Origin of the sequence: Paenibacillus swuensis (assembly GCF_001644605.1) — a bacterium.
GTDB classification, from domain to species: Bacteria; Bacillota; Bacilli; order Paenibacillales; family DY6; genus Paenibacillus_N; species Paenibacillus_N swuensis.
Genome location: NZ_CP011388.1, coordinates 834,705 through 858,874, shown reverse-complemented (window position 1 = coordinate 858,874; position 24,170 = coordinate 834,705). Strand labels below are relative to the sequence as shown.

The window sequence follows — 24,170 nt, the reverse complement described above, 5'->3', positions numbered from 1 at the left end:
CCTTATGAGGTTACTTTGGTCCAGGCAGCTCATTGAGCGGTGTGGATTTACCTTTCGTTGACTCTCTATTGGGCAACTCCAAGAAATAGTACTTCGCCGTCTTATTAAAGTTCTTGACCAACGGCTTGGTATCGTGACCCAGCCAACCCTCTTTGGCATATTCCGCCATGGTGTTCACGTAGTCGTGGTTGGCGGAAATATGCACCTCGAGCACATGCGGGCTCAGGGCGCGGACTTTGTTGGCGATTTTTTGCTTAAACTCCTTAGCTAGATTATTCGGGTTCTCCACCGAGTAGTAGGAGTTGCTGTCCGTGATGACCTTGCGACCGTGCCAATTCTGGGCCTGGTTCTCCTTAGCGGCATGGGTTGAGCCCATGGGTGTCAGGTTCTTCACTGCACCGTCCCCGCGAATGTCCAATCCGGAATCGTCGATAATCACGGCAACGTACGCGTTCCGCTCGGTCAGCATCACAATCGCGCCGGACACGCCGTCCATGGAAGCGACCTCTTGCGATATTTTGCCGCTATACTCAAAACGCTTATTATCATGCTGCTTCGGATCATACACCAATGTGCCGTAGGACTGACTGCCGGGGTCGCTATATGTCTCGATTTTCTTCTTATCCATATATATTTTCTGCGGATGATTGCAGGCGCTTAACATTAGGGTAATACTGAGAATGGACAGAATGCTGCCTGTAAAGTCGGTTTTTGTCGGTTTCCTCATAGTCCGTCTCCTTTTTAACTCGATTATCTATAGAATTCTCTTAATTTGGTTAATTATAAATGGCACTTTTTAGGCGGCAAAAAGGGGGTGAAATTGCAAGTAAAAACTTCATTTTTTTCAGACAGCGCAAGGATTTAGAACAATTTGTGAACTTTCCTCTGAACATTGACAAATGTGTGACCCGAAACTATATTTAATAAGGTGACAAATTATTGACATTGGAATGCCATCATGGTATTAGTAATAGAATGTCAGAAACCGAACGGGCGTTCTATTAAAACACAGAAGTGGGGTTGATGAGTGATGAATCGGTGGCACTATGTAAAACGTCTCCTGCCAATCTTCGCGGCATTGGCGATTTTACTGGCGGGATGTGGAGAACCAGATACGTCGACGCTCCTACCGCAAGGTCCTGTTGCACAACAACAGTACGATCTAATGAAATTATCGATTTCAATTATGATCGGCGTAGTCTTAATTGTATTCGCTTTAGCAATTTATGTTCTTATTCGCTTCAGACGCCGTCCCGGCCAAACGGATATTCCGGTTCAGGTGGAAGGGAACCATAAATTAGAAATTCTTTGGACGGTTATTCCTATTCTTCTGTTGGTTGTCCTGGCGATTCCAACGGTAAGAACTACGTTTAACTTGGCTCATGATTACTCGAAAGATCCTGAAGCCATTAAAGTAAAGGTAACGGCTCACCAATTCTGGTGGGAATTCGATTATCCTGAGCTTGGGATCAAGACAGCCCAAGACCTGATCATTCCTACAGGCAAGAAAATTCACATTGAGTTGGTTTCCACCGATGTGCTTCACTCCTTCTGGGTACCGTCACTGGGCGGTAAGATGGATACGAACGTAGGCGAAGGCAACATCAACACGATGTATTTAGAAGCTCCGAATGAAGGAGTTTACCGAGGCAAGTGCGCCGAGCTTTGCGGAGCGTCTCATGCTTATATGGATTTCAAAGTTCGTTCGGTGGACGAGCAGAGCTTCGACGGATGGGTCAGCTCGATGAAAGCTTCCGTTGCATTGCCGGCTGATGCTGACATTAAAGAAGTGTTCACAAAGCAATGTCTGTCTTGTCACGCTGTCGGCGATCAAGGCGTTCAATTCGCGCCGAACCTTACAGGCATCGGCAGCCGCGAAACAATTGCAGGCATCCTCGAGAACAACAAAGAAAACATCAAGCACTGGATCGACAAGCCTCAGGAAGTGAAACCGGGCAACCTTATGCCTGAAGTGGACCTTACGGAAGAGGAACTTGACGGCATTGCTGAATATTTATCGGGACTCAAGTCTAGCATCAAGCAATAGTTACTAGCTAAGTAAAGGGGGTTTAGGCATTGGCGGCACATACTGCACATCATCAAGTTAAGCGTTACAGTGGGTTGATGGATTGGCTCACAACGGTTGACCATAAGAAAATCGGTATTCTTTACTTAATCGCCGGCGGATTCTTCTTCCTGATCGGCGGATTGGAAGCCTTGTTAATTCGTTGGCAGCTCATGGGTCCGGAGAAAGATGTTGTTTCCGCGGAAACGTTCAACTCCCTTCTGACCATGCACGGCACCACGATGATCTTCCTGGCGGCGATGCCCGTCATCTTCGCATTAATGAATGCGATTGTTCCTCTGCAGATCGGAGCGCGCGACGTCGCGTATCCTTTCGTTAACGCCATCGGATTCTGGACATTCTTCTTCGGCGGATTGCTGCTGAACGTGGCCTGGATCGTCGGCGATGTGCCTGCGGCAGGCTGGACGGCTTACTTCCCGCTCGCGGGACCGGATTTCTCCGGCGGCAAGAGCATGGACTTCTACGCGATCGGCTTGCAAATCGCCGGTATCGGTACGTTAGTCGGAGGGATTAACTTCCTCGTCACGATTATTAACATGAGAGCGCCGGGCATGTCCTTCATGCGTATGCCGATGTTCACATGGTCGGCTTTCATTACGTCGGCATTGATCTTGTTCGCTTTCCCTGCCCTGGCGGTAGGATTGGTAACGATGAGCTTTGACCGGATGTTCAGCGGTAACTTCTTCGTTGCGGCGAACGGCGGTACAGGCGTACTCTGGGAGCATATCTTCTGGATCTTCGGACATCCCGAAGTATACATTCTGATTCTTCCGGCTTTCGGTATTATCTCTGAAGTCATCTCGACTTTCTCCAGGAAGCGCCTGTTCGGATACAGCTCCATGGTATTCGCAACCGCGCTGATCGGTTTCCTGGGCTTCATGGTTTGGGCCCATCATATGTTCACAACGGGCTTAGGTCCGGTTGCGAACTCCTTGTTCTCGATCGCTACGATGTTGATCGCGGTACCGACAGGTATCAAGATCTTTAACTGGATCTTCACCATGTGGGGCGGACAAATCCGCTTTACAGCAGCTAACTTGTTCGCGATCGGCTTTATCCCGACCTTCGTTATGGGCGGCGTAACCGGCGTCATGTTGGCGGCGGCTCCGGCTGACTTCCAATATCATGACTCCTACTTCGTAGTAGCGCATTTCCACTATGTTATCGTCGGCGGTCTGGTACTCGGATTATTCTCCGGTGTTCACTACTGGTGGCCGAAGATGTTCGGCGTAGGGCTGAACGAAATGCTGGGCAAACTAACGTTCTGGACGTTCTTCATCGGCTTCCATCTTACATTCTTCGTACAGCATTTCCTGGGACTGATGGGTATGCCTCGCCGCGTATTCACCTATCTTGAAGGCTTAGGCTGGGATACGTTGAATCTCGTTTCCTCCATCGGCGCATTCGCGATGGGTGTGGGTACGATTATCTTTATCATCAACATCGTTTATTCTCTGTCTCAACCAAGAACAGCCAAAGGCGATCATTGGGAAGACGGACGTACGCTGGAATGGTCCATTCCTTCACCGGCGCCTGAATACAACTTTGCGCAAACTCCGCTTGTTCGCGGATACGATGCTTTCTGGAAAGAGAAGATGGCCGGCAACGCGGAGATGACTCCTGCGGAACCGATCGGACCGATCCATATGCCTTCACCGTCCATTCTGCCGTTCTTTATGTCTCTCGGTTTGTTCATCGCAGGCTTTGGCTTCATGTATGCGGAGAATGAATTCATGAACGCGGCGCTTGCGAACCTGTTCAGCAGCTATGTTGTTGCGGGTGTAGGCTTGCTGATTACATTCGGCAGCATGTTCCTGCGTTCGGTCTATGACGATGCGGGCTTCCATATTGAAGAAGATGAAATCAACAAGGACAGGGGGATTAAAGCATGAGTAGTCACGATCATCATGCGAACGGAGTTTTACCCCACGATCCCGAGAAAGCCACACTGGAAGGCCGCAATAAGATTCTGGGCTTCTGGTTGTTCCTCGGCGGGGAAACCGTCCTGTTCGGTACCTTGTTCTCTGCATTCCTTGCTCTAAGACACAATGTAGCCGACGGTAAGACGGCGCAGCAATTGTTCGAGCTTCCACTAATCGCATTAGCTACCTTCTTGCTCCTGACTTCCTCCATGACGAGTGTACTTGCCATTCAGGCGATGCACCGTCAGAAGGTAAAGGAAATGGCAATCTGGTTAGGTATTACCGTCCTGTTCGGAGCCTGCTTCCTGGGTCTGGAAATCTATGAGTTCTATCACTATGTTCATGAAGGCCACAAGTTCTCCACAAGCGCCTTCTCGACATCGTTCTACTCCTTGGTCGGTTTCCACGGAGCTCACGTAGCGTTCGGTATATGCTGGATCACCTTGCTGATCGCTCAACTGTTCCGCAAAGGTCTGACTGTGGTAACCGCGCCGAAGATTTACGTAGCTTCGCTGTACTGGCACTTTATCGACGTTGTGTGGGTGTTCATCTTCACAGTCGTCTACTTGATGGGAAAGGTGGGTTAATCCATGTCTGCACCTCAACAAACGACGGAGCAAGACGGCAGAAGACGCCGCGCTCATGAAGGCCCGAGAAACCATTACATCGCGTTTATCTTTTCCCTGGTATTAACACTGATCGCTTTCGCGGCGGTTATGGCAGGCGAGATGAACCGTAAATTCGTTATCGCCATCTTGCTAACGATGGCTGCCTTGCAGGTCATTATGCAGTTAGCTTACTGGATGCATATGAAAGATCGCGGACATCTGTTCCCGATTATCGGTCTGCTGTTCGGCGGTTTCGTCGCAAGTTCCATGGTGGTCATGGCACTGTACTGGGCTTTCTGGTAAAACTTAAATAACATGAATAAAGACGGGCCTCCTGAAGGCCCGTCTTTTTTTTGTCGTGCGTCATCATCAAACATCCGAAATTCCGATCCCTTATATGAAATTATCGGACTACCGCCCCCTCTCAGTTCCCCCTATAATTACAAATGTAAACACTTACATTTGTAACGAAAGGGTGGACCGATGCATATGAAGCCTCAGGCACAGCCCCATACGATGACCAAAGCTTCCGGAGGCTGGACCGTCAAGCCGCCGCCCGGACCGGCCACTAAGCTGAAGAAAATGCTGGGGAAGTTTGTAGCCCAACGTTATCTACAGGCGATGGCGCTTGCCGGGGTCGTCTGGATGCTAATCTTCAACTATATTCCGATGTACGGCATTCTGATTGCCTTCAAGGAATATTTCATCACGAAACCCATCTCCGAGGCGCCGTGGGTCGGGCTGTATCATTTTCGAGCTTTCCTGGAGGATGAGAATTTATGGCTGATCATCCGCAATACGCTGGGCATCTCGCTGATCAAACTGGCCATCGGATTTCCGCTGCCCATCTTGTTCGCACTCTTCCTGAACGAGCTGCGTTCCGTAAAGTTCAAGCGTATGGTGCAGACGATCACATACTTGCCCCACTTCCTGTCATGGGTCGTGCTGGGCGGGATTTTGACCACCTGGTTATCCGATGTAGGGATCATTAACGACATCCTGATGACGTTCGGCTTCATCGATGAACCGATATCCTACCTGGCTGAGCCCGGCTATTTCTGGTCAATCGTCATTACTTCGGACATCTGGAAGGAACTCGGTTGGTCAGCGATCATCTATCTTGCCGCTATTGCAGGCGTGTCCCCCGAGCTTTACGAGGCGGCTACGATTGACGGCGCCGGACGGTTTCAGAAGATGCGCCACATCACGCTGCCCGGGATGACGACTACCATATCAATCCTGTTTGTTCTGGCGGTAAGCGGGGTGCTGAATTCAAATTTTGACCAGATTCTTGTGCTTCGAAACCCGTTGAACGAGAGCGCCTCCAATGTTATCGATATTTACGTGTATCAGACAGGTATCGGTTCAGCTATGTACTCATATGCAACGGCGGTAGGACTGCTGAAATTGTCCTGGCACTTCTTCTTCTGCTGCTGGCGAATTACACGACTAAGAAAATAAATAACACGTCACTGTTCTAATGTTACGGCTATTCGTGAAAGGAGGAGGAACCAATGGGAAGACGATGGCAGCGAATATCATTCGGCGACGCGGTTTTCGAAGGCATCAATCACCTCGTCATGCTGGCGCTATGCTTCATTACCTTATATCCGATCTGGTACGTACTGATCAACTCGCTGAACGAAGGCGGGGATGCGTTAAGAGGAGGAATCTACTGGTGGCCGCGCATGTTTACCCTGGATAACTACATAGCTGTATTCCGGGATAACGGAATTATGCTCGCTATGGGTGTAACAGTGGCCAAAACCGTAATCGGCACAGCATTGCATGTACTATTCACGGCTATGGTCGCTTACGCCTTTTCCCGTCGAGAGCTCCTCGGCCGCAAGGTGTATATGGGGATAGGTACGATTACCTTGTTTTTCGGGGGCGGTTTAATCCCGACCTTCCTGCTCTTCCGGGATCTTGGCTTACTGGATACGTTCTGGGTATATATCATTCCGGTCATGTTCAACTTCTTTCATCTGCTGATTTTTCTGGCGTACTTCCGGGATTTTCCGGAAGGTTTAGAAGAAGCGGCAAAGATAGACGGGGCGAACGACCTGACCGTCTTTTACAAAATCATGCTGCCGATCTCCATGCCCGTCGTTGCTACCATCGCCTTGTTCCATGGTGTATATCAATGGAACGATTATTTCACGGGCGTCATCTTCATTAACAACAACGACTTGCATCCGATTCAGACGTTCCTGTACCGCATTGTCACGCAAGCAGCTACCTCGGAAATCGTGGATACAACAAGCATAGAGAAGTCCATGACGATGCTTTCCGTGAAGTTGGCCACCATGGTCGTTACGACGTTGCCGATTGTGGTTGTCTATCCTTTTTTGCAAAAATACTTTGTCAAAGGCTTAATGATCGGCTCCATGAAAGGGTAACGGCGAACGGTTTCTATTAAATTCATATAAGAGGGGTATGAACATGACAAAGAATGGCATGCGCAAGACCTGGCTGGTTGTACTGATGCTGATGATTGCATTTACAACGGCTTGCTCGAATGGCGGCAACGGGGAGAACACGAACGGTAATGTCGGTCAAGCGGCTGCGAACAGTGAAGGGAATGCCGCCGGCAACGGCAATGCGGCTGCTGCTCCCGAAGGCAACACCGTAGATGCGGCCAATGCCGAACCGGGTTGGAAGGAAGATACGTCGCCGATCACCCTGGACTGGTATGTGAATTTCTCCTGGGCCTCGAAGGACTGGGGCAAGACGGTGGTAACCAAGTATATTACGAAGAAAACCGGCGTGAACCTCAAGATGATCATTCCGGCCGGCAATGAGATCGAGAAGCTGAACACGATGATCGCTTCCGGCAAGCTGCCGGACCTGCTGACCATTTCATGGTCGGAAGATGTGGTGAAACAATTAATCGACAGCGGCATGGTGCTTCCGCTGAACGAACTGGCTAAGGAATATGACCCCTATTTCTTCAAGGTGACGGATCCGGCGAAGCTCGCTTGGTACACCCAAGAGGACGGCAACGTTTACGGTTTGCCGAATTATTCGGTATCGCCGATGGATTATAAGAAATACGGCGACACGTATACATCAAACCAGACGTTTATTGTGCGCAAGGATATGTACGAAGCGCTCGGCAAACCGGATATGCGCACACCCGAAGGATTCTTAGGCGCTCTAAAGGCAGCCAAGGAAAAGTACCCGAAGGTGAACGGTCAGCCGTTGATCCCGCTTGGTTTGACAGAGTTTCATGACAAGGGCAGCTACTCCATGATGAACGGTGACAAACTGGATTCGCTGCTTCAGAACTTCCTCGCGATTCCGATGGCGAAGGACGGCAAGGTGTACGATCGCACAACCGATCCGGAGTTCATCAAGTGGATGAAGGTGTTCCGCCAAGCGAATGAAGAAGGTCTGCTTTCCAAAGAGGTATTCATCGACAAGCGCCAACAGATGGATGAAAAATTTACGCAGGGCCGCTACTTCGCCTCCTTGTATCAAGCGAATGATATGGCGGGCCAGAACGAAGAAATCTACCGCAATGACAAGAACCGCGTGTATATCGCTGTGGACGGACCGGCCAATGCCGAGATGACACCGCCGACACTCTACGGACCGGGCATCTCCGGATGGACACTTACGCTCATTTCCAAAAATGTAAAGAATAAAGAGCGCGCAATCAAGTTCCTGAGTTACCTGGTCAGCGAAGAAGGGCAACGGGATTTCTATCTGGGCGAGAAAGGTGTCACTTACGATACCATCGACGGCAAAGATCAGATTCTACCTAAGCTTCTGGAAGAGAAGAAGAAAAGCGAAGAGGCCTACTTTACGAAATACGGCCTGGAAGGCGCATCCTGGCTTGGAGACAGTAATATTCTGCAACAGTGGCAACCGCCTTCCAAAGATCCGGTAAAGCAACCGCGGGATTGGACCAAGGGCAAGCTGGTGGACTTCTCCGCATTCGAGCTGACGATGCCGGGCGGCATGACGCCGGAAGGCGTCAAGGCGAACAAGATTTCCCTGTTATGGGGAGACACGCTGCCAAAGCTGATGCTGGCCAAGACCGAAGCCGACTTCGACAAGCTCTGGGATACATTCATCAAGAAGCGCGACAGCCTGGGCTTTAAAGAAGTCGAGGAATACCGCCAGAAGCGGTATGAAGAGAACCTGAAGAAGCTGGAGAAATTCTCTGAATAATAGTAAGACGGAAGCGCACCCCATAAGCCATTAGGTTTATGGGGTTATTTTCCTAGACTTCCTATGATGATATGATAGAAGTGCTGCGATATTCGTTCATATGGAAGGGATGCCATGAAGATTCAACTAAGGGAACACCGGGTGCGGTTTCAACACCTGTTAGACCGTTTACCAATTCAGACCCGGCTGATTATCGCCTATCTGCTTATCCTGTTACTTCCTACAGTATTGTTCTCGAGCTATTTCTTTAATGAATTTTATGCTAGTCGAATCCAAGCCATCATCCAGGAAAATCGTACGTTTATGGAGATTGAGAAGATTAATATCCGCAACAATATGGAATCGATGGAACGCACGGCGCAGCTGGTGCTATCCGATCGAGATACGCAGGAATACCTGAACGCGAATCGGGAGTGGACAGCCGAGCAATTGATCCAGATGGACGAAGAAATCGTTCCTAATCTCCTGCGTCTGCAGTACAACAATCCGGATATCGATCATATCCGGATGTATACGAGCAATCCTTATGTATACGAGATCTGGCCGTTATTCCTGCATGAGAACAGGGTTACGAATGCTGCATGGTACCGCGAACTGCAGAAACGAGAAGGAATACAGTATTGGGTGTTCGCAAACAAGGCTGTGGATCTGATTACCGGCAAGAGCGGAGAAGTCGGCCCTAAGATTTCATTGTATAGAGATATTCTCTCTTCCACCGGGATGAAAGCGGGCGCGGTTCAGGTTGATATGACATTGGAACATTTTTTCCCCAAGTCGTTCTCGGGAGTCGCGGGCAACCCGTCGCAGACGGTGATTCTGGATCGGTTCGGGGAAGCTTATACCCAATCTGGTAACCGCTTTCTTAGCGAAGCCGGTGTGGAAACCAAGAAGCTGCTCCGGACCTATGCTAACAACCGCAGCACGGAAATCGGCAGCAGACATTTCATGGACGGAGACGTGCCCTATCTTATCGTTTACACTTATCTGGACACGCTGGAAGCGAATATGATCGGCGTCGTCTCGCTGGAGGACGTGTTCACGGACATCTACGACACCCGTAACAATATCATTCTTGTGATGTTGATTATGGTGGCGGTATTGTCGGTGACGACCTATTTCTTTAACTCCCTTATCCTCAAAAAATTGCGAATTCTCACCGAATCCATGAAGAAAATACACCGGGGGGATTTCAATTTGGACATTACGATCAAGGGGAGCGGGGAGATTGGGGAGTTAGCCTTCCATTTCCGCAAAATGCTCAAGCGAATCAACACGTTCCTTGTCGAAGAGGTGAACAAGAAGGCCGCCACGAAGGAGGCCGAGCTCAAGACGCTCCGCAGTCAGATTGATTCTCACTTCCTGTACAATACGCTGGAGAATATTAAGATGATGGCCGAAATTGAGGGTCAATACAGTGTGTCGGACGCGCTGACCTCGCTCGGCGGCATGATGCGCTATAATCTCAGCTGGTCCAGCGAGTATGTACGGCTGAAGGATGAACTTGACCATATCACGAACTATGTCGCCATCATGAATGTACGCTTCGACAATGCTATAGAGTTGATTATGGAAATTGAACCGGCCTATTACGAACAGGAGATGCTGAAGATGTCCATGCAGCCTCTGGTCGAAAACGCCGTGAAACACGGCGTGCCCCTTCACCGTCTGGACCGGGAGGGATTGCGGATTACGATTCGGGCCGCAGCCTCGCCGGAAGGGATGGTGATTGAGATTACCGATAACGGAGCAGGTATTCAGCCGGCGGCATTGGCCGCGCTTAACGAACGAATCGCGACGGAAGAGCCGGAACCTTCCGAACCTCGCGGCGGTTCGCTCACCGAGGGAAGCGGCATCGGACTGCGCAACGTGAACCAGCGCATCCGCATCTTTTATGGCAAAGACTACGGTATCGTTGTACTGAGCGAGACAGGGCAATCTACAACGGTTCGTATGACCGTACCGCTACTACTATTATCCGGAGGACTGCAGGATGATGCGTAAACTGCTGATTGTAGACGATGAGAAACAGATTCGGCTGGGTGTGGAAGCGATGGTGCAGCGCGCGTTACCCGGACGATTCACCACGGTGATGGCGGCTGACGGTGAGGAAGCGCTGGCGGACCATCTGGCGGCGCCGGCGGATATCGTGATCACCGATATCCGGATGCCTGGGATGGACGGTCTCGCGCTGATTCGCAAGCTGCAGACGTCGCCAAGAAAGCCCGCCGTGCTGATCTTAAGCGGGCACGACGACTTTCAATACGCGAAGGAAGCGATCCGCTTCGAAGTGAAAGAGTATCTGCTCAAGCCTATTAAGCGCGATGAGCTGGTTGAAGCTGTTCGCCGCACCGAGGCGGAATTGTTGCGCGGAGAGGAGACGGCTTCCCGGCTTCAGGAAAGCGACAGCGTGCTGGAGCAGTTGCGCGCAAGTCAGCTGGGCAATATCCTGATGGATGAGGGGATGTCTCCGGCTAAGGTGCTTGAGATTTGTGAGCGCATCGGCCTGCAGGACTTCGCGCAAGGGTATCACGTCGGTGTGCTCAGGCACGGCGAGGGAGACTACCGAAACCTTCATTATGACGCGTTGTTGTCACGCATGGAACGGTTTATGAGGGACGGCGCGGATGAAGGCGCCTGTGCCGTGCATCTGACCGACCGGGACGGTAATCTCGTGCTCATCGCTAACGATGCGGAGATTTACCGGAAGCTGGCCGCCGGTCTGCAGGATCAGCCGTTTCAACGCGCCCTCATCGGGATCAGCAACCGCAGCGCGGATCTGGGCGCCCTCCGGCAGAGTTACCTTCAGGCTAAGACAGCGCTGAAATACGGCTTCCTTCATCCCAAGGCCGTGATGATTTCCTATGGAAGCATCAGCGGTAGGCCCAGGCAGGAGGATCTGCCGCTCGAGAATATCCGGCGCATTGCCAATATGCTCGGCACCCATCGGGATAAACAGATGCGGTCTTTGCTGCTCGAGGTGCTGGACGTCGCGAAGATGAACACATGGGACATTGAAGACCTGGAAGCGATCAGCACAGCGCTCAACGAGCTGGTGTTCGACCGGGTGTTTCACGTATACGGCGAGGAGTCCGTCGATATTCTGAAGATGTACAAGAAAGTCGGCAATATGTACAGCTGCGGTACGTTCCACGAATACTTACACGATGTTGAGAACCTGCTCATGCTGCTGAACGAGTATATTAACGGCCTGAAATCCGTGCATTTGGACCAGAAGGAAATGAAGAAAGCCTTGGAGTACATCCATGCCAACTACAATAAGGAACTCAGCATGACCATGGTGTCGAATCACGTCTCCTTGAACTATACGTATTTCAGCCAATCGTTCAAATCCTACACCGGGGAAAACTTCGTGAACTACCTGAAGCGGATTCGGATCCTCAAGGCGAAGGAACTGCTGCAACAGACGGATGACAAGGTATTTGAAGTGGGGCAAAAGGTAGGCTACGACAACCCGAAACAATTCGCCAGGACATTTCGTGAGTTAGAGGGGATCTCTCCGCTGGAGTACAGGCATAAATTTTTTTGACAGAGGAAGAATGTTCATGAATTTGTAATTAGGAATTATTGTCGGGTTCCAGTACAATGATAAGAGAAAGGAGGACTAGAGATGTGGGGACTTGATGTGTTTGGCTATACGGCTTTATTCAGCCCTTTCTTTATGATCTTCATGCTATTCATTGCAGCAAGTTACTGGCTTCTGACCGGACCTCAGCGTAATCGCTTCAAGGATTCCGTGCCTGTCACGAAGAGGCAGCAAACGCTGTTTTATACAGGATTATTCTTGTTCTATCTCGTGCAAGGCGGTCCGCTGGATTTAATGGGACATTTGATGTTTACTTTTCATATGTTAGTGATGTCGATTTCTTACATTATCGTGCCTCCGTTAATCTTGCTGGGCATTCCGGCATGGATTTGGAGACCTTTCCTGCGTAAACTGGGAAATCCACAGAACCGTGCGCTAATGCACCCGATCTTTACGGCGGTATTATTCAATACGATGTTCTCGTTCTACCATATTCCGCAGGTGCATGATACGATTATGACGAATTATGCTTTACACACGGCGTATTACCTGGCGCTTCTCGTAGCCGCGTTCATGATGTGGTGGCATATTATGTGCCCGGTTCCGGAATATAACCGATTGACCGAGCTTCGGAAGATGGGCTATATTTTCCTGAACGGGTTGCTGTTGACCCCTTCATGCGCGCTGATTATTTTTGCCGGCGATCCTATGTACGCGGTGTACAACGATCCGAAGGTATGGGCGGACGCTATGGGATACTGTGTGCCTGGCAACCCGGCCGACTTGCTGAAGATGTTCGAAGGCGGGCCGTCCACGGTGTTTAACCTGATGTCGCCGCTGGACGATCAGCAACTGGGCGGTACGCTGATGAAATTGCTGCAAGAAGCGGTGTTTGGCGTTATTTTGGCCTATGTGTTCAGACAATGGTTCAAGCGTGAGAATAAGGAAGAGAACATCACCCGGAACGGACAACCTATTTAACAGGAGAAAGGCAGCTGAATCTTTTGTTTCAAATTCTACCCTTCATATCCACCTCCTTTATTGTGATCAGTGCGATTCTTGTCGCGATTGGTTGGGTGTTAATCATTAAAGGCAATCGGGAAGCCCACAAACGTGTTATGCAGCTGGGTGCGTTAGCGGCGTTAATCTTCTTCATCATGTATTTGCTTCGCGTGTTTATTCTGGGTAGTACGCCTTACGCGGGCCCGGATTGGTTGAAGCCTTATTATCTGGTGTTCCTGTTGTTCCACATCGTGCTGGCCACGACCGCGGGGGTGTTCGGAATCGTTACGTTGGTGCTCGGCTATAAAGAGAAGTACGCCAAACATCGAAAAATCGGCCGATTTACCTCGATTATCTGGTTTATTACCGCGATCACGGGGCTGTCGGTTTATCTGATTCTGTACATTATCTATCCGACGGAGCATAAGAAGTCTTTGATTGACGCGATTTTTGGGATGTAATGCAATTGAATGATGAAGTCGGCCGTGATGCGGTCGGCTTTTTTTTTATGCGTGTGGGTGCGTGTGTGCGTAATGCGTGTGCCAAGATGCACGTAATGATCTAGTTGGTGGAAGGGGAAGCTCTCGGATGTACGATAACGCTCTAACATTCTAAGGAACTCAGGACACGCTAATTTGCTTAAACACACCCTTTTCCTGCTCCAAGGAACTGAGATCACGCTAATTGCTGTTTTGGCCCAGTTTTCGGTGGATTTTAGATAAATAGCGCTAACTGGGTTCGTTAGAATAATAAACACGTTTAAAATGAGCGATTAGCGCTAACTGAGTTCCTTAGAGGTAGAGTGGTTGGATCCATGAACCTGGCGACTTGTGCAACATGCGGGGCAACGATTTAAGCATTCTGAGAGTTGGGGTCCTGTCTCTTTTTGGACGGAGTGGCATGAAAATTGCTGAGACATTTCTCTTAACGGGGCTAAGTATGGTATGTTAAGGAAAGCAGCAATATATAGATATATACATGGAGGGTGAGGAACGATGATTCAGCTGTATCCCGCATCATCACGGCACTCAGGGGATTTGGGTTGGTTGCAGAGTAATTTCAGTTTTTCGTTCGGAGACTATTATGATCCAGACAACATCGGGTTCGGGCCGCTTCGCGTATTTAATGACGATATTATTCACGGCGGCAAAGGCTTCGGCGCGCATCCGCACCGCGAGATGGAGATCGTCTCCGTTGTGCTGAAGGGTCACCTGAAGCATGAAGACAGCGAAGGCAACACGGTCACGACGACGTTCGGTGAAGTGCAGCGCATGACGGCAGGCACGGGCATTATTCATTCCGAGGTCAACCCGGGCGAAGAAGAAGTGCACATCATGCAAATCTGGTTTACCCCGGATCAGCGTGAGCTTGCCCCTTCCTATGAAGCTACCCGATACGATATAGCCAAAGCGCAGAATGCGTTGTTGCCAATCGTCTCCAAACAATCCGGCGAGGGCATCGCGCATATTCATCAGGATTTGACGATGTATATTTCGGAATTAACGCCGGGGTCATCGCTTGATTTCAAGCAGGAGCCGAACCGACGCATCTATATCTCGGTCATTGAAGGCGAGCTCAAGCTGGGCAGCGGCGAAGTTCTGGCCAGACGCGACGCTGCCAGAATCACAGAGACGTCAGAGCTTCAGATTACGGCAGAACAGGCGTCGATGTTTCTTTTGATCGATCTGCCTTAACGGTAAGGGAGGCATTCATGAAAAAGAAGCTGTTGATTAAGCATGTAACCGGGCGGATGTTGTTTAATACGTTGAGTGCGGGGGTCTCTTTTGACGTGGAGATGGCTGTGGAGGGCTGGATCTTTACGGTTCAACAGGTGCCGGCGGACGTGGCCGATCTGGTTCGGGGCTATAAAGATGAACTGAACCTGTTCTACATGGAAGAAGAGAACGGCGTTCAATACAATAAATGCTGGTATTACGGCCGCAGGACGCCGGATGTGCGTTATGATAAAGCGGATCAGGTGTTGACGATCGGCGTGGATTCACGAAAAGCGTATACGAACGAGAAGGTGTAGTGGGGGCCAATCCTGTGTTAGCAGGGTTGGTTTTTTTGTGTGTGGGGTAGGTGGAGGTGCTAGTAGAGTACTCGAACGGGCAAGCTCCAAAAATGTTTAACGAATCTGGGCGAGCCTTAGAGCTGATTATTCACAAGATCTGGACTTTAACGAATCGAGACGATGCTTATATGGATAAACATGCTTTGAAACAGGCTCAAACGTGCTTTAAGCATTTCCTGGATTCGTTAAAACTGTGAATACTTTAAAATACCAAGCTAAGGTTCTTCTGAGTTCGTTTCATATAATGTAGTAACCTCTTGGCGTGCTGTTAACTCTGGTGAATATACTTGGAAAAATGTTGACAGGGTCCTTCCAATTAGTGTAATGCTTATAGCTAGCAAAGAAACTTTGTTGAGCCACAGGAGGAATATAGATGATCGACATAGGCAGCTTGGCCGCGTTTGCCCTCGTTTCCCTAGGCATGGTGTGCTCACCCGGACCGAATATGATTTACTTGATCTCCCGTTCCATCACCCAAGGCAAACGCGCAGGCATCATCTCTTTGCTGGGGATCGTCACCGGATTTCTGGTCTATGTCGTTGCTACGGTCATGGGATTGTCGGTGCTGTTCAAGCATGTACCTGTAATATACGATACGATCAAATGGGCAGGCACCTTCTACTTGTTGTGGTTAGCCTGGAATGCCGTGAAGCCCGGAGCACGCTCCATACTTGAGGCGCAGACTCTGCCGGTGGAGCGTCCCAGAAGGCTGTATTTCACTGGACTCCTCACCAGCTTGCTGAACCCCAAGATTGCTGTCCTTTACGTAACGCTGCTGCCGCAATTTCAAAGTCCGGAGCATGGATCCTTTGTGCTTCAAACGGGACTCTTGGGGTTCACTCAAATCACGATCAGTTTCATGGTCAATCTGCTGATTGTTCTGTTCGCGGGACAGGTGGCGGTGTGGTTCGGTCAGCGTCCGTTCTGGCTCCACATCCAACGCTGGTTCATGGCAACCGTCTTGGGCGGACTCGCGCTAAGCATGGCCACGGATCAGAGAAGGTAACCCTGCGCTCCGGTTCACCCGAGAATAGCGAGCACCCTCTTTTACCATACTATGGTATACATAACCATGGGCAGGAGAGAGAACGATGACGGAAAAAATCATGAATTTCGGTACGGGTAACGGCAAAAAAGTGCTCCTCCTCGTCATCGACTCCCTTCTGACGAATGCTTTAGAGCAAGGACGAAAGCTGGGGCTCCTTCCCACATTCTCCTATCTGATAGAGAACGGATTTATGAATCCCGAGATGGTCAGCTCGTTCCCCACGATGTCCGTGGCGATTGACTGCACGCTGCTCACCGGCGCATACCCGGATCGTCACCGAGTTCCGGGGCTGATCTGGTACGACAAGGAAGAACAGCGCCTCATCAACTACGGCACCGGAGCGAAGGAGATCTGGCAGCACGGAATTAATCAGGTGTTACATAGCTCTATCCATGAGTTGAACAGGCGCCACCTGAGCAAGGAAATCACGACCATCTACGAAGATTTGGCGAAGCACGGTGCTACATCCGGTTCCATCAACGGCATCATCTACAGGGGATCATCCGAGCATGAGATGAAGTTTCCTTGGTGGATGAGCCTCTTCACTGTGCTGCCGAAGCAATTGAAGGTGAAGGGGCCGGAGTTTCTCACGTTCGGATCTCTCCTGAATCCGCTGAAGGATCGAATTAACTTATCCGACGGCCCTGCGGTTCGAATGGGCTTTAATGACGATTTTGCGGTGGATAGCGCCCAATATCTGATACAGAGCAGCATGCTGCCGGATTTCCTGTATGTTTACATGCCCGATTTGGACAAGCCATTGCATAAGAGTGGACCACCGGGACTGGAACTGGTCGTGAAAGCGGATGAGCGGTTGGGGCGGTTGATGGATGCTTTTGGCTCGCGGGAGGAGGCTTTGGAGCAGGCGGTTTTCGTTGTGATGGGGGACAGCGGGGTGTCGCAGATTCGGTCGGGGAAGAAGCAAGCCATCGTACGGCTGGACCAAACATTGCGCGCATACAAGCTGCATCGAACCGGAGGCAAGGTGCGGGCGGAGACCGAACTGGTGCTGGCCGTCAATGAAACGATGGCCTATCTATATAAGTTGAAAGTCGAAATGCCTTGGGAAGACGTCGCGAAACCGCTGCTCTCAGAAGAGCGAATCGGCTTCGTCGCTTGGCGGGACGGCGAATGGATTCGCGCTTTATCCACCGGTACGGAAAGTGCCAAGCTAAGCTACAGAAAAGGCGGCGAATTGACCGATGGCTACGGGCAGTCCTGGACATTGGAGGGCTATCCGGGCGTGCTCGATGTCCGAATCGCCCAAGGCCGCATCACTTACGACGCCTACCCGGATGGATTGCGCAGGCTGCAAGCGGCGCTGCATTCCCATGCGGTTGATTATTTGGTCATTTCCGCAAAGCCCGGCTATGAACTGGCGGATCGCTATTCTCCGTCGCATGTCGGAGGAGGTGCCCACGGCTCCCTGCACAAGGAGGATACGCTGATTCCTTTCATCGTCTGCGGGAGTGAGCTGCGGCCGGAGACGAATCGGATCGTCGACTTGAAGCATTATCTCATGAAGCTGACACTTTCCCGTAACCCTTTAAACCTTCCTTAACCCCTTAACCTAAACCATGAATTCACTTGCTCTTTGGCTAATACCATCCACCGTTCCCCCCTCTTTATGACCTGTTTTACCACCTCCAACAAATTTTTCTCAAAATAATCCAACATTACTATTGCATCCTCCCCTCCGTCTGAGTATACTGTGTATATAAATATATACAGTATATACACTGCGAGGGTGATCAGAATGACCAAGACCATGATGCGCAACGCGTGGTTCATGACCAAGCGAGATTTGAAGGTGAACAAGTGGAGTTTTCTGTGGACGTTCCTGGGAGGCATGTACTTTGTGCTCATCCTAGGCGGGCTCCTGCATGTGGAGGAAGATCAATGGAGCATCGCGCCGGATTTGTTGATTGTCATCTTTCCATCCGTGCTCGGCATCTCGTTTACGAAGGATTACCTCAATTATATAAAGAATGACACGTTTACGAAGCGGATGGCGCTATATCGCACCATGCCGATCCGCATTGAAGAGGTGGTTCTGGCCCGGTTCCTCAATATCATCATATGCACGATTTATAACACGTTAACGTTGTTCACGGTACTTTACTTTTTGACGGAGAGGATGAACGGTGCTTTAACCCTGATTCCATATATCGGCTTCACAATTACCCTTGTCGGTTACTCCATGATCATGTCGGCCTGCTATGTATACTATGAATTGGGCTACTCCGGGAAGCGATATCTTATGACGAATTTCGTCATGACCATTCTCCTTTTGATCGTGGTAATCGTGGCCGGAGTCTTGAATTGGAGCATTACGCAGCACCTGATCCAAGGCCAAGTTCAGTACGGTCCCCTGCTGCCGGCCGTGTCCATTCTCATTGGATGTCTCACATGGTACGCGGGATATCACATCACAATACGTCATCTTTACCGCAGGGAGTTCAGATAACATGATAACTACAGTAAACAGCAAGGCAGGTGGACCCCCATGCGCATACCGATCCAATTGAAAGAGGACAGCCCGGAACCGCTTTATCATCAGATAGAAGTGCAGCTCCGCGGCTTGATCATTAACGGCCAACTGCCCGAGGGAACGCTGTTGCCATCGATTCGCGAATTTGCTCAAGAGCTTTCTTGCAGCGTCATCACCATCCGGAGGGTATATCAGGATCTGGAGAACGAGGGGTTGCTGCGGACGAAGCAGGGCACGGGCACTTTTGTCAGCAAAATCGAGACCGGCAACCTCGACAAATTTCGGCTCAAGGAAGTAACCGAGGCGCTGGAAGCGGCGGTGGATACCGGGATCCGAGCCCAGTACCGAGCGAATGAGCTGAAGAAGCTGTTCATGCATGTGCTGGAGAACAAATACGGGAAGGGAGCGGGTCAAGATGAATAACAGCGCGGTGTTAACTTTCAACGGCGTGCGCAAGCAATTGGGGAGATCCATGGAACTGGGTCCCCTGGAACTGGAATTCGAGCGCGGACTCGTGTATGCCATTGTCGGGCCCAACGGCTCCGGAAAAAGTACGCTGATGCGTATGATTCTGGGCTTGATGCAGCCGGACGAAGGGGAGTTACGGGTGCAGGGCGTGAACCCCGCTCATCAGGATCCGGAGCAGAAGCAGCGTGTCAGCTATGTACCGGAGTCATCGGAGTACACCGACGACTCCGTAACCGCGGCTAACGAAGCAAGCTTTATCAAGCATTGGTATCCCGCTTGGGATGAAGCGTTATTCCGCTCGCTCATTGCGGCTTGGGACATCGATCTTACCCGTAAGCTGAAAAAGATGTCCAAAGGGGAGCAACGCCGGTTCGATCTTGCGGTCGGGCTGGCGCGCAACCCGGAGCTGCTGCTGCTCGATGAGCCGTCGTCAGGGCTGGACCCGCTCGTATGGAGGCAGATGACGGACCGGCTTACATCCTTTATGGAGGACGGACACCGAACCATCGTCATGGCTACGCACATCATTGAAGAGGTGCGGAGGCTGGCGGACATCGTTATTTTTGTATACAAGGGCAAGGTGCTTGGGGTGTATGAGAAGGATGAACTGTTCAGGCAATGGAAAGTGTACTGGGTGGACGGCATCGTGGAAGGTGAAATCGGTGCGGCTGTAGAATCTACCGTTGAGGGAAATCTGACACGGGTTGTAACTTCAGACGCGGGCGCCACAGAGCAAGAGCTGGTTGGCAAGGGTTTGCCGGTCATGCGGACAGAAGCGTTGGACTTGGATGACATCATGTACTATATCATAAGGAATGAACAGAAATAACCTGAGGATGAAGGGAAGCGTGAACGATGAGCGCACTACAATTAACCAATGTATCGAAGCAATACGCGGACAAAACAGCGGTAAACAACATTTCCCTGGAAGTACAGCCGGGTGAAATTTACGGGTTGCTGGGGGCGAACGGCGCCGGCAAAACAACCACGATGCGCATGGTGCTGGGCTTAATTTATCCGGATAGCGGTGAAATCCGGTTGAAGGGACAGAAGCAGACGCTGGCGAACTCGCGTCGGATCGGCTACCTGCCGGAAGAGCGGGGCTTGTATCCCAAGGTGAAGGTGAGCGAGCAGATTCTGTATCTCGCCCAGCTGCGCGGCGTGTCCCGGAAGCAGGCGGACACGGATCTGAAGCGGTGGCTGGAAAAGTTCGAGGTGCCGGAGTACTACGATAAGAAGGTGGAGGAGCTTTCCAAAGGGAACCAGCAGAAAATCCAGTTCATCGCCGCGGTCATCCATAATCCCGAAATTATGGTGCTGGATGAAGCGTTTAGCGGATTGGACCCGGTGAATGTGGAGCTGCTGAAGGAAACGGTGAAGGAGCTGCGCGACAACGGCGCTTCGATCCTGTTCTCGACCCATCGCATGGAGCATGTGGAGGAATTGTGCCGGAACATTACCATTTTGCACAAGTCGAATACGGTGTTGAAAGGTTCGGTTAAGGACATTAAACGTTCATTCCCTAAAGAAAAAGTGGTGCTGGGCGTGGAACACGAGCTTCGCGGGTTGGAATCGGTGGCAGGTGTGACCGGCGTAAAGCGCACCGAATCAGGCTACGTGCTGGGGATTGATCGTCCGGAAGCGGCGCAAGACGTGCTCGCTGCTGCGATGAGCCAAGGCCCCCTGCAGAAGTTCGAAGTGCCGGAATTAACACTAAACGAAATCTTTATCAGATCGGTGGGTGAGCGTCATGCATAACTTGGGAACGGTTATCGGGTTTACGGTACGCAACAAGCTTAGAACGAAATCATTTGTGATCACATCGCTGGTTATTGCACTCATTATTTCGGTTGTCATTCATTTGCCGCTGATTATTTCCTTGTTCGACAATGATGATCCGCGCAAGGTCGGTGTGATTGATTCGGGGAACAGCGAGGTGATCGCGGGATTGGATGCGTATTTCGCCAAGCAGGAGAAGCCGGATATTGTGCTGGTGAAGGTGAAGGATGCGAAGGATGAGTCTGATTTCAAAAAAGCTCTGGCATCCGGAGATATCGAAGGCTACCTGGAAGTTGAAGAGCAAGGCAACGCCTTCCCGACCTTTACTTATAAGTCTGAAGGTTCCATCAATGTGGGTGCTGTAGGCGAATTGGAGACGGCGCTGCAAGTGGTGAAGACGGATTTGGTTCTCCAGAACGCCGGCTTGACCGATGAGCAGAAGACGTTGATCTACGCGCCGATTGAAATAACGCCAGTGCAAATTTCCGCGGAAGGCGGCACGGGCAGCGTCAAGAACGGCAAAACTTCCTCTGAAATCGCGATGGCGGCGGGCGTTGTGTACGTGACAATTATTCTTTTGTTCATGGGAATCATGGGCAGCGGCCAGCTGATCGCCTCGGAGATTACCGCCGAGAAGAGCTCACGTGTGATGGAAGTGCTAATTACGAGCGTCAATTCATTAACCCAGATGTTCGGCAAAATCATAGGGATGTTCATCGTAGGCATTACGCAAATCCTCTTATTTATTGCGGTTGGTGTGATCAACTTCTTGCTGCCGCATAATATTGATCAGTTTAAAGAAATGGATATTCACTTTAGTGACATTGATCCGGTGCTAGTGGTGTATGCTATCGTGTTCTACCTGCTGGGTTACTTTATGTACGCGACCTTGTTCGCTGCTGTGGGCTCGCTCGTGTCCCGCACGGAAGATCTCGGTCAGGCGGTTATGCCGCTGACGTTCCTGTCGTTGGGCGGATTCTACATCGCCATCTTCGGGCTTAGCAGCGCGAACGCACCGCTGATTGTGGCGGCTTCGTTCATCCCGTTCTTCAGCCCGTACGCGATGATTCTGCGGATCGGCACCGCCGACCCGGCGTTGTGGGAAATCGCGTTGTCCATCGCGATCTTGGTGGCGTCCATCGCCGTGTTCGGCTGGCTGTCCGCGCGGATCTACCGTACCGGTGTACTGATGTACGGCAAGCGGCCGTCGATGAAGGAGCTTCGCAAGGCGATGCGGGCTTACAAGAGTTAAACAAAACATATAATTATTGGAGGAATGAACATGAGAAATGCAGTGCCGTTGGTGAACTCGATTCTGCTTGTGGTGTACATCCTGTTATCCCGCTCGGAAGTAAGTGTCCCGGACTTCGTAGAGGGTGCGCTAATCGGTTTGATTCTTGCGGGAAGCATTTACTCCATCTTTCAATTTAGCAAGAACAGAGGAAAGAAGCTTGTTGGATAAACGGAGAGACATTAATGAGCGTAAAGCCATAAAACCAGTCATTATCATGGCTGGTTTTATGGCTTTTTTTGCTTCAATAATTTGCAAAGCGGATGAAACTATTCCTCGTCTACAATCACAAGCACAGACTGTGTGCTGAAAATCTTGATGAACCGCGATGTTTCATCGAGGCTTTATACATGGCTAGAGCTTATAAGAATATTCCGTGTTGTTCTGATCTTGTAAATTGTTGTATAATTATTTGATTCATTAATTTATACAATCAATAAATAGACATGAGGGATAATAAATGATCGTATCCAAATCCAAGCAAGGAACGAATTTGGAAGATGTGCAGGAAATGAACCGATCTCTGGTTATCCGTCTCATGCGGAAGAGGCAGGTTTGCTCCAGAGCTGAACTCACTCAAGCCTCCGGACTGAATCAATCTACCATAACGAATATTATAAATGAGCTGATTAGTTGGGGACTTGTTGTCGAGACGGGCATTATTGACGGTAAGAAGGGGCGGCGCTCCATCGGAATTAAATTGAATAGCGAGCCCTATAAGATTATCGGGATTCGACTTGCCCGTAAGTTCATCTCGGTCGCCATGTATGATCTCGAAGGAAACGAGTACAGTCTCAAGCAGATTACGATTAATACGCTGGACAGCTCCGTTACGGCATTCGAGAATATGAAGAAACTTATAGCCGAGACGATAGAGATGAACACGACCGGACAGGTCATGGCCATAGGGATTGCAACACCCGGACCCCTGTTTCGCAATGAAGGAAGAATCGCGCTCATGACCTTTTTCCCAGGATGGGAGAAAATCAACATCCAAGAGGATCTGGCAAACACATTTGGCATACCCGTCTATATTGAACATGACGCTAAAGCCGGGGCAATGGCTCACTGGTGGTTTGACGAACCTCATCAAGATCATGGTGTTATGATTTACGTTGCGGCGGGACAGGGCGTCGGAGCCGGCATCGTTGTTGACGGGAAGGTGTTTCAAGGATCCTTGGGGATCGCCGGGGAAATTGGACACATGAGCATTGATTACAACGGGCCGAAATGCGAATGCGGTCATCAGGGATGTCTGGAATTGTACTGTTCCACTTCTGCGCTGCTCAAAAGTCTGAACAAGGAGCACACCTCGTTGAGATCCGTCTGGAAAGATCTTAAGGACAAGGATGCGACGACGGAGGAAGCCGTACGTAAGGCAGCTTGGTTTCTAGGATTCGGCCTGGTTAATATTGTGAACATCTACAATCCCGACCGAATCATTATAGGCGATGAGTTCTCGGCGGCAGGTGATCTGTTAATCGACACGATCAGCAAAACCATTAAAGAAAATGTCCTGCCGGATATTTCGAATCGTGTCAAAGTTGAATTATCTTCATTCGAACAAGATGATATTCTAATCGGATCAGCAACAATCGCTATTGATTCCATACTGAATCAGCCTTCAAGCTACTTGGCTTTTTCTAAAATATAATAGACATAACCTTCACCGTCAGGGAAG

The 24,170-nt window shown here is 50.3% G+C and carries 22 protein-coding genes and 1 pseudogene; 22 read left to right on the top strand and 1 reads right to left on the bottom strand.

All coding sequences use genetic code 11. The annotated features are described in order from the left end of the window. Positions 1–10: 10 nt before the first annotated feature. The gene (locus tag SY83_RS03670; RefSeq protein ID WP_068604345.1) at positions 11–727 is read right to left on the bottom strand and encodes a YhcN/YlaJ family sporulation lipoprotein; all 717 of its coding nucleotides are present in this window, start codon (positions 725–727) and stop codon (positions 11–13) included. Positions 728–1,027: 300 nt separating this feature from the next. On the opposite strand from SY83_RS03670, the gene coxB reads away from it, so the two are divergent. The 22 genes and pseudogenes from coxB to SY83_RS03550 all read left to right on the top strand — a co-directional run bounded on the left by coxB (position 1,028) and on the right by SY83_RS03550 (position 24,143). Continuing rightward, positions 1,028–2,047 (top strand): cytochrome c oxidase subunit II, encoded by a 1,020-nt coding sequence (gene coxB, locus SY83_RS03665; RefSeq protein WP_068604343.1) that lies wholly within the window; start codon positions 1,028–1,030, stop codon positions 2,045–2,047. Positions 2,048–2,124: 77 nt separating this feature from the next. After that, on the top strand, positions 2,125–3,978 hold the full coding sequence (ctaD, locus tag SY83_RS03660; protein ID WP_068610855.1) for a cytochrome c oxidase subunit I: 1,854 nt from the start codon (positions 2,125–2,127) through the stop codon (positions 3,976–3,978). Continuing rightward, the gene (locus SY83_RS03655; RefSeq protein ID WP_068604341.1) at positions 3,975–4,595 is read left to right on the top strand and encodes a cytochrome (ubi)quinol oxidase subunit III; all 621 of its coding nucleotides are present in this window, start codon (positions 3,975–3,977) and stop codon (positions 4,593–4,595) included. Before ctaD ends, SY83_RS03655 begins: the two co-directional genes overlap by 4 nt. 3 nt (positions 4,596–4,598) lie before the next feature. Continuing rightward, positions 4,599–4,919 (top strand): cytochrome C oxidase subunit IV family protein, encoded by a 321-nt coding sequence (locus SY83_RS03650; RefSeq protein ID WP_068604339.1) that lies wholly within the window; start codon positions 4,599–4,601, stop codon positions 4,917–4,919. Positions 4,920–5,198: 279 nt separating this feature from the next. Then, positions 5,199–6,097, top strand: a pseudogene (locus SY83_RS03645) (ABC transporter permease). A gap of 33 nt (positions 6,098–6,130) precedes the next feature. After that, positions 6,131–7,015 carry a carbohydrate ABC transporter permease gene (locus SY83_RS03640; RefSeq protein WP_068604337.1) on the top strand — a complete coding sequence of 295 codons (885 nt, stop codon included), beginning with the start codon at positions 6,131–6,133 and terminating at the stop codon, positions 7,013–7,015. Between the two features lie 43 nt (positions 7,016–7,058). Next, positions 7,059–8,792, top strand: coding sequence for an extracellular solute-binding protein (locus SY83_RS03635; RefSeq protein ID WP_231891366.1), 1,734 nt, complete (start codon positions 7,059–7,061; stop codon positions 8,790–8,792). 114 nt (positions 8,793–8,906) lie between these two features. Further along, positions 8,907–10,793, top strand: a complete 1,887-nt coding sequence (locus SY83_RS03630) for a cache domain-containing sensor histidine kinase (protein WP_068604336.1) — start codon at positions 8,907–8,909, stop codon at positions 10,791–10,793. Then, the gene (locus SY83_RS03625; RefSeq protein ID WP_082882294.1) at positions 10,783–12,339 is read left to right on the top strand and encodes a response regulator; all 1,557 of its coding nucleotides are present in this window, start codon (positions 10,783–10,785) and stop codon (positions 12,337–12,339) included. Before SY83_RS03630 ends, SY83_RS03625 begins: the two co-directional genes overlap by 11 nt. Positions 12,340–12,420: 81 nt before the next feature. Beyond that, a complete protein-coding gene (gene ctaG / locus SY83_RS03620) occupies positions 12,421–13,317 on the top strand; it encodes a cytochrome c oxidase assembly factor CtaG (protein WP_068604334.1) in 897 nt (298 codons plus the stop codon). Between the two features lie 23 nt (positions 13,318–13,340). After that, complete coding sequence (locus SY83_RS03615; protein ID WP_407944611.1) at positions 13,341–13,799, top strand: DUF420 domain-containing protein; 459 nt, start codon at positions 13,341–13,343, stop codon at positions 13,797–13,799. A 534-nt stretch (positions 13,800–14,333) separates the two neighbouring features. Next, entirely contained in the window at positions 14,334–15,032 is a 699-nt protein-coding gene (locus SY83_RS03610) for a pirin family protein (RefSeq protein ID WP_068604329.1), read from the top strand. Between the two features lie 17 nt (positions 15,033–15,049). Further along, a complete protein-coding gene (locus SY83_RS03605) occupies positions 15,050–15,370 on the top strand; it encodes a hypothetical protein (RefSeq protein ID WP_068604327.1) in 321 nt (106 codons plus the stop codon). Between the two features lie 415 nt (positions 15,371–15,785). Next, the gene (locus tag SY83_RS03595; RefSeq protein WP_068604323.1) at positions 15,786–16,418 is read left to right on the top strand and encodes a LysE family translocator; all 633 of its coding nucleotides are present in this window, start codon (positions 15,786–15,788) and stop codon (positions 16,416–16,418) included. A gap of 85 nt (positions 16,419–16,503) precedes the next feature. Continuing rightward, on the top strand, positions 16,504–18,021 hold the full coding sequence (locus tag SY83_RS03590) for an alkaline phosphatase family protein (RefSeq protein WP_082882293.1): 1,518 nt from the start codon (positions 16,504–16,506) through the stop codon (positions 18,019–18,021). A 195-nt stretch (positions 18,022–18,216) separates the two neighbouring features. Further along, complete coding sequence (locus tag SY83_RS03580; protein ID WP_082882292.1) at positions 18,217–18,927, top strand: ABC-2 transporter permease; 711 nt, start codon at positions 18,217–18,219, stop codon at positions 18,925–18,927. Positions 18,928–18,966: 39 nt separating this feature from the next. Further along, positions 18,967–19,374, top strand: coding sequence for a GntR family transcriptional regulator (locus tag SY83_RS03575; RefSeq protein WP_068604317.1), 408 nt, complete (start codon positions 18,967–18,969; stop codon positions 19,372–19,374). Next, the gene (locus tag SY83_RS03570; protein WP_068604315.1) at positions 19,367–20,248 is read left to right on the top strand and encodes an ABC transporter ATP-binding protein; all 882 of its coding nucleotides are present in this window, start codon (positions 19,367–19,369) and stop codon (positions 20,246–20,248) included. The genes SY83_RS03575 and SY83_RS03570 overlap by 8 nt, the downstream gene beginning before the upstream one ends. Before the next feature lie 26 nt (positions 20,249–20,274). Continuing rightward, positions 20,275–21,177, top strand: a complete 903-nt coding sequence (locus tag SY83_RS03565; protein ID WP_068604313.1) for an ABC transporter ATP-binding protein — start codon at positions 20,275–20,277, stop codon at positions 21,175–21,177. Continuing rightward, positions 21,170–22,450 (top strand): ABC transporter permease, encoded by a 1,281-nt coding sequence (locus SY83_RS03560; RefSeq protein WP_068604309.1) that lies wholly within the window; start codon positions 21,170–21,172, stop codon positions 22,448–22,450. The genes SY83_RS03565 and SY83_RS03560 overlap by 8 nt, the downstream gene beginning before the upstream one ends. A 30-nt stretch (positions 22,451–22,480) precedes the next feature. Then, a complete protein-coding gene (locus tag SY83_RS03555; RefSeq protein WP_068604307.1) occupies positions 22,481–22,660 on the top strand; it encodes a hypothetical protein in 180 nt (59 codons plus the stop codon). A 289-nt stretch (positions 22,661–22,949) separates the two neighbouring features. Then, on the top strand, positions 22,950–24,143 hold the full coding sequence (locus tag SY83_RS03550) for an ROK family transcriptional regulator (protein WP_082882290.1): 1,194 nt from the start codon (positions 22,950–22,952) through the stop codon (positions 24,141–24,143). Positions 24,144–24,170 lie beyond the last annotated feature (27 nt).

Excerpts from the sequence above, each read along its gene's own strand:
- SY83_RS03575 (WP_068604317.1), top strand. The coding sequence starts at position 18,967 with ATGCGCATACCGATCCAATTGAAAGAGGACAGCCCGGAACCGCTTTAT.
- ctaG (WP_068604334.1), top strand. The coding sequence starts at position 12,421 with ATGTGGGGACTTGATGTGTTTGGCTATACGGCTTTATTCAGCCCTTTC.
- SY83_RS03590 (WP_082882293.1), top strand. The coding sequence starts at position 16,504 with ATGACGGAAAAAATCATGAATTTCGGTACGGGTAACGGCAAAAAAGTG.
- SY83_RS03625 (WP_082882294.1), top strand. The coding sequence starts at position 10,783 with ATGATGCGTAAACTGCTGATTGTAGACGATGAGAAACAGATTCGGCTG.
- SY83_RS03570 (WP_068604315.1), top strand. The coding sequence starts at position 19,367 with ATGAATAACAGCGCGGTGTTAACTTTCAACGGCGTGCGCAAGCAATTG.
- SY83_RS03640 (WP_068604337.1), top strand. The coding sequence starts at position 6,131 with ATGGGAAGACGATGGCAGCGAATATCATTCGGCGACGCGGTTTTCGAA.
- SY83_RS03650 (WP_068604339.1), top strand. The coding sequence starts at position 4,599 with ATGTCTGCACCTCAACAAACGACGGAGCAAGACGGCAGAAGACGCCGC.
- SY83_RS03630 (WP_068604336.1), top strand. The coding sequence starts at position 8,907 with ATGAAGATTCAACTAAGGGAACACCGGGTGCGGTTTCAACACCTGTTA.
- SY83_RS03560 (WP_068604309.1), top strand. The coding sequence starts at position 21,170 with ATGCATAACTTGGGAACGGTTATCGGGTTTACGGTACGCAACAAGCTT.
- SY83_RS03580 (WP_082882292.1), top strand. The coding sequence starts at position 18,217 with ATGACCAAGACCATGATGCGCAACGCGTGGTTCATGACCAAGCGAGAT.
- SY83_RS03605 (WP_068604327.1), top strand. The coding sequence starts at position 15,050 with ATGAAAAAGAAGCTGTTGATTAAGCATGTAACCGGGCGGATGTTGTTT.
- SY83_RS03550 (WP_082882290.1), top strand. The coding sequence starts at position 22,950 with ATGATCGTATCCAAATCCAAGCAAGGAACGAATTTGGAAGATGTGCAG.
- SY83_RS03670 (WP_068604345.1), bottom strand. The coding sequence starts at position 727 with ATGAGGAAACCGACAAAAACCGACTTTACAGGCAGCATTCTGTCCATT.
- ctaD (WP_068610855.1), top strand. The coding sequence starts at position 2,125 with ATGGATTGGCTCACAACGGTTGACCATAAGAAAATCGGTATTCTTTAC.
- SY83_RS03565 (WP_068604313.1), top strand. The coding sequence starts at position 20,275 with ATGAGCGCACTACAATTAACCAATGTATCGAAGCAATACGCGGACAAA.
- SY83_RS03595 (WP_068604323.1), top strand. The coding sequence starts at position 15,786 with ATGATCGACATAGGCAGCTTGGCCGCGTTTGCCCTCGTTTCCCTAGGC.
- SY83_RS03555 (WP_068604307.1), top strand. The coding sequence starts at position 22,481 with ATGAGAAATGCAGTGCCGTTGGTGAACTCGATTCTGCTTGTGGTGTAC.
- SY83_RS03635 (WP_231891366.1), top strand. The coding sequence starts at position 7,059 with ATGACAAAGAATGGCATGCGCAAGACCTGGCTGGTTGTACTGATGCTG.
- SY83_RS03610 (WP_068604329.1), top strand. The coding sequence starts at position 14,334 with ATGATTCAGCTGTATCCCGCATCATCACGGCACTCAGGGGATTTGGGT.
- SY83_RS03655 (WP_068604341.1), top strand. The coding sequence starts at position 3,975 with ATGAGTAGTCACGATCATCATGCGAACGGAGTTTTACCCCACGATCCC.